The organism is Flavobacteriales bacterium, assembly GCA_013001705.1.
Classification (GTDB): Bacteria; Bacteroidota; Bacteroidia; order Flavobacteriales_D; family JABDKJ01; genus JABDLZ01.
Genome location: JABDLZ010000171.1, coordinates 1 through 5,854, shown reverse-complemented (window position 1 = coordinate 5,854; position 5,854 = coordinate 1). Strand labels below are relative to the sequence as shown.

The following is a 5,854-nucleotide window of genomic DNA, read 5'->3' as shown; positions in this document are numbered from 1 at the left end:
ATGTCGTATGGTCTGGGGTGAACATGAAGGTCTCCAACGCATCATAGGCCGAGTAATAATTCTCGAGCTTTCCTCCTTCGGTGAAATGAGGTCGGATCTGCTTCAGTACGAGGTTCTCTAGAAACTTCATGGATATACTTAGGATATTTCGGCACGGAGATTCTCCATGCCTTCACGTACTACTTTCTGAATATCTATCTTGGAAGTACACACGACTTCTGGTAGGGCAAAATCCTCTGCATCCACTTCATAGATGCCCATCTTCTCCATATTATCTATATCGTTGACCATGATGGCCTTGACGAGTTGCATCGGATAGATGTCGAATGGGAATACCTTTTCCAACTGTCCGGTCACCACAAAGGCGCGTTTCTCACCGTTCAGGTTGGTATCGAGGTCGTATTTCTTCTTACCCATGAGCCATGCCGGATAAGCACGGGACATGCTGAAACGGTCCAGACCCGGGCTCAACCAGCCCTCGGTCAGCAGGAATTTGTGCTCATTCCCTTCTGGGATGACTGTGACCTGAGAATCGAAGTATCCCAAGAATCCTTCAGAATCCACTCGTGTACCTGTAAGCACATTTCCACTGATCACACGTTTATCTCCCTTCTCTAAGGCTCCGTGCAAATAGCTTCTCAATGAAGTTCCGGTCATCACTTCGTGATACTGCCGCTTATCCTCACTCACCATAGACCCGGTAAGTGCGACACGTCTGCGAGCATCATATTTTCCTTCCAAGACGAGACGACCGATGATGATCACTTCTTGAGGATAGGTATACCAAATGACCTCTCCCTTATTGATAGGGTCCAGATGATGTACTTGCACACCCACATTTCCTGCGGGGTGTGGTCCAGAGAATCTATTGACGGTCACCCCTTGGGTTTGGCTAAATCCTTCTCCTCCTTGAGCGGGTAGATTCAGATTGACCTTTCCGGGACAGAGTTTATTCAAGGCATCGATACCTGCTTGGAATTCTTTCTCCTGCCCTTCTAGGATATAATCCATCTCTGGGGCCAAAGGAGCGGAATCGAAGCACGATACATGGATGGCCTTGGGCATGCCATGCGGATCGGCTATGATGCTGAAGGGCCGTTGACGTATAGTCGGCCAGACTCCGGCCTGCATCATCTTTTCTATGACCTGCTCGCGATTGAGGGAGTCGAGGTCCATCTTGCCGAAGTCGATGGACTGATTGGCCTTGTCGGCCAGTATGCGTACTTCCAATATCCTACGCTTGGCTCCGCGTACGATATCGGCTACCTCTCCGCTCACCGGAGAAGTGAATACTACTTTTTCGTTCTGCTTGTCGTAGAACAGAGGTGTTCCGGCTTTTACTTCAGCCCCTTGCTTGAGCAATAGCTTGGGTATATGACCAACAAAGTCTGTGGGCTTGAGAGCAACGACATCGGGGTTCTGATAAGGGGCGATCTGCTTGGCGGCTTCTCCGATCAATCGGATATCCTTACCCCTCTTGATCCTAACGGTCTTGGACATGGAATCTCTTCGTTTTAGGCGGTGCAAATGTATAACTTTGTCTACTTCAAGACACTGGCCATTATCGGCTTGTCAAGATGTTTTTCAACTGGATAACGACCCTGTGAATCCTTTCCCTTTTCTTCTAGAGCTGTCTAGCTTCTCAAGAGCTGCTTATTTCGTGACCGTCATTCTGATCACTTCATCATCCTGTGGCTCACAGAAGGAGATGGTAGAACAAGCCGACCAGATCCCGGACGACCCGTATTCCCTCATCACGGAAGAGGATCTTGAGGAGTTGGAATATTATGACGGGAGCGAACTGAGATTCGATGACCGGGTCTATCACGAGGACATCAAGAGTGTGCAGCTCTATCCCATGGGTGATCCGCTCGGCTATCCCATCATCACTTTGGATGCCGGCCAGCCCTTAGAACTCCATTTCGATGATCTGGGAAATGACGTGGAACAATATTATTACCGGATATATCACTGCAATGCCGATTGGACCAAGAGCGATATCATAGAGATGCAGTATATGGACGGATTCTTTTCCGATATCCTCAACAACTATGACATGTCATTCAACACCTTGGTGCCCTATGTACACTACACGGCCACCATCCCCAATCAGAGCATGCGGCTCAAGATATCGGGCAATTATCTGCTGGTGGTGACCCGGGATGATGACGAGGAGCAACCGATATTATCGCGTAGATTCATGGTGGTAGAACCTCGGGTCGCGATACAGGCTACTGTGAAACAATCGGCACAGGCCGATATACGTCCTTTTGCCCAGTTGGTGGATTTCGAGTTGCACCACGCCTCCTTCCCCATCAACAACCCTTTCCGAGATATCAAAACAGTGGTGCTTCAGAACTACCGCTGGGACAGGGCTATTACCGATCTCAAGCCTCTTTTCCTCAAGGACCGCATTCTGGAGTACCGCTATGACCGAGGAAATGTCTTCATGGGTGGAAATGAATTCCGGCAGTTCAATATCAGTACTACGCGCTACTTGACAGAGAATATAGCCAGCATCCAACGGGTGGGTGACCGATTCAAGGCCGATCTCAATGTGGATTACAAGCGCAACCTCAATGGCTATCTCACCTACCGGGATATCAATGGGAAGTACATCAATCGGAATGTGGAAGGCTTCAATGACGTGATCGAATCGGATTATGTGGATGTACGCTTCCAACTGGACTGGCCGAGAGCATTGAGCAATGGAAGCTTCTATGTCTTCGGAGGGTTATCCGATTGGCGCGCCTCTGCAGAATACCGAATGGCCTATAACGATAGTACGCATCGCTACGAGGCGACCCTCCCCCTCGAGCAAGGCTACTATGAATACCAGTATGTCTTCTTGAAAGATATGGAGGACACCTACGATGAGACCTTGGTAGAAGGCTCCTTCTTCGAAACAGAGAATGACTATACCATCTTAGTATACTATCGGGATATCAGTAACGATTACGATCAATTGATCGGATCCTACACCTTTACTACACGGGACCGATTCTGATCCTTAGGAATCCTTTATTCCAAGGCCTGTGAACCACGATATATATGATGGGCCTGTATACTTGTTATCCCAAATATCCAAGACATGACCAAACTGTACTTTTTCCCAACGCTGCTAGCCACCATACTCTTCAGTATCGGCTTGTCTGCTCAGAGCAATCAATACCTCCATTTCGATGGGGTGGACGATTACGCAGTGACCCCAGAGGCTGCCCAATACGTAAGTGGTGCCACCGGAGTATCCATGACCGGGTGGTTCTATACCGATGCGCTCAATTATGGGCAGGGCTATTTCGGCATACGCGATGGCGGAGATGGGGATGGAGAGATGTATATCATCCAGCTTAACGATGGCGTGATGGAATGCCGCTATATCAGTACGGGTGGTTTCCATGAGTACGTAGGTCCAGCAGGAACGGCCGATGCTGGAGTCTGGCAGCATATAGCCTGGATCTATGACGGTACGGATATCCTGCTCTATGCTGATGGCGAATTGGTGGGATCCTCTCCAGCAGATGGCATCATCGCCTCTACCGACAGACCTTTTGGGATAGGCAAGAGTATCCAAGCGGGATTCAATTTCGTATTTGGCGGAAGGATGGATGAAGTCACCCTCTGGAGCAAAGCGCTCACACAGACAGAGATCCAAGACATGATGGCCAATGAACTCGTAGGTGATGAAGTTGGATTGGAACTCTACTATAAGATGGACCAAGGAACCCCCGGTGGGAACAATACCGGCATTTCCGAGTTGATATCCGAAGTAGGAGGAGGCACGCGTAATGCTGATCTCATCAATTTCGCCCTGACCGGTGAGACCTCCAATTTCAATGGAGAATTGGAAGACGGTTTCCAATCGATCAACTTCCCCCCTGTACCCAATAAACTCATCAGCGATGATCCTTTTGAACTGGAAGCTTCCGTCAACTCCGGACTGACAGTGACCTATACGGTGCTTTCTGGACCGGCCACGGTAGATGGCTCCACAGTTACCTTGGATGGTACGGCCGGTGAGGTCACTATACGCGCCAGTCAGCCTGGAGATGACATCTGGGACCCGGCAGCCGATGTGGATGTCACCTTCGATGTGGTGGATCCCGCTGCGGTGCAGGCCAACATAGACCTGCGTAATCCATTGGCCGGTGATTTCTATGCTTCCGATCTGACGCCTATCCAGTTGGCCAGTATCGTGGATGTAGATTATCCGGATCTGTTCTCCATCTCTGAGATCTCCTTTGCTGTGAACGGTATCGATGTCCCATTCACGGATCACGGCAACAAGCACCAGACCGCTTGGTGGACTCCGGATAGCTTCGGAGAACATACCCTCTCAGTGACTGCTACGCATAGTGGTGGCACCGAGCATACCGAATCGGTCGCCTTCACCATCACCAATACCGCCACCGATATGAGTGTCGCTGCTTTCACCGATGTGTGGGCAGATTCCGATGACTTTGCAGTGGAGGTAGAAGGTGAATTGCCTAGTTATGTAGGAGCATTCAACTACATACTCGGTGACCTGCAGATCGATTGCCCTCCAGGTGGTTGTGACCCTTGGGACCGCGTATCCTCGATAGAAGTCAAGGCCCATGATGGGGAGTGGTATCAGATCATCCGCTATCTGACGCCTTATGGAGTACCCTGCGACCATGAGATCGACATGACCGACTTCATGTCCCTGCTACAAGGTAAACTTCACTTCCGAGTGAATCTCGGTACACAAGGGAATGGCTTCCTCTACAGTCTCAATCTGGACTATACCGAAGGCAGTCCTGATTATGTCTACAGCACGGTGGAGAAGCTATGGAATCAGACCTACCCCTTTGGAGATATGGCAAATCTACAACCCACCGAAGCCTACAGCACCGACTTCCCCGATGGGGCCGAAGATGCCAAGATCAAGATGGTCTCTACGGGCCACGGCTGGGGAGAGAACAACACCGGCAATGCGGCAGAATTCCATCACGATGTCCATCACATCTGGGTGAATGGAGAACAGACATTCATCCAGGACAATTGGAACAATTGCGACCCCAATCCGGATGGATGTCAGCCTCAGAACGGGACCTGGTATTTCGATAGAGCAGGTTGGTGCCCGGGTGCTATCGCCCAGTTCTTTGATTTCCCTTTGACCGATTTCGTTTCAGAAGATCTACTCGATCTGGAGTACATCTTCGATGAAGATTATCAGGATTTCTGTCATCCAAATAATCCGAATTGCACGGGTTCTACCTGCCCGAATTGTGATGATGGATTCAATCCCCATTTGATCGTCACTTCCTATCTGATCACCTTCGGGGATGAGCCCCTCGGGGAGACCGGAGTGACCACCGGATTGGAAGAAGAGATCGCACGAGAGGAACGCGACTTCGATGTTTGGCCCAATCCGAGTGCCGGACGATTCGAGGTGGATCTGAGTGCTTTCACAGAAGGAGGGCTATTGATCGTGAGTGATCATCTCGGCCGCACGATCCAGACACACCGCTTCGGAGCCTATATGGAGCGCATGGCGATCGATCTGGAGGACAAGAGCCCGGGTATCTATCTGGTGCAGCTAGAGAGTGAGGGGGCCATGGGGACCAGAACGGTGGTGGTGGAGTAGAGCTGCTCAAAGTCATTCAGAACGGAGCACAGCGGACTTCTGGTTTCGTTGAATCAAAATCTGAATGGAAATGAGAATCAAAATGAATACAGCTTCTGCGAAAGTCATTTTGATTGCCATTTAGATTTTCATTCTGATTGAAGCTGGCCTTCAGAGCGGAGCACAGCGTAGCTCATAGTGAGCCGATCGTCCAGGAGATGACCTTCAGTACTCCGATCAATACCCTCCCTTGTACTTCCTGACGAA

The 5,854-nt window shown here is 50.1% G+C and carries 4 protein-coding genes; 2 read left to right on the top strand and 2 right to left on the bottom strand.

The window, feature by feature from the left end; all coding sequences use genetic code 11:
- Positions 1–130, bottom strand: a 130-nt coding sequence (locus tag HKN79_07100; GenBank protein ID NNC83328.1) for an NADH:ubiquinone reductase (Na(+)-transporting) subunit B, incomplete at its 3' end; no start/stop codon positions are given.
- 8 nt (positions 131–138) lie between these two features.
- Positions 139–1,500, bottom strand: coding sequence for a Na(+)-translocating NADH-quinone reductase subunit A (locus tag HKN79_07095; protein NNC83327.1), 1,362 nt, complete (start codon positions 1,498–1,500; stop codon positions 139–141).
- 160 nt (positions 1,501–1,660) lie between these two features.
- On the opposite strand from HKN79_07095, the gene HKN79_07090 reads away from it, so the two are divergent.
- A complete protein-coding gene (locus tag HKN79_07090) occupies positions 1,661–3,007 on the top strand; it encodes a DUF5103 domain-containing protein (protein ID NNC83326.1) in 1,347 nt (448 codons plus the stop codon).
- A gap of 84 nt (positions 3,008–3,091) precedes the next feature.
- A complete protein-coding gene (locus HKN79_07085; protein NNC83325.1) occupies positions 3,092–5,608 on the top strand; it encodes a hypothetical protein in 2,517 nt (838 codons plus the stop codon).
- Positions 5,609–5,854: the final 246 nt, after the last annotated feature.

What these genes read in the sequence shown, in the direction of transcription:
- HKN79_07085 (NNC83325.1), top strand. Translation starts at nt 3,092, where the DNA reads ATGACCAAACTGTACTTTTTCCCAACGCTGCTAGCCACCATACTCTTC.
- HKN79_07095 (NNC83327.1), bottom strand. Translation starts at nt 1,500, where the DNA reads ATGTCCAAGACCGTTAGGATCAAGAGGGGTAAGGATATCCGATTGATC.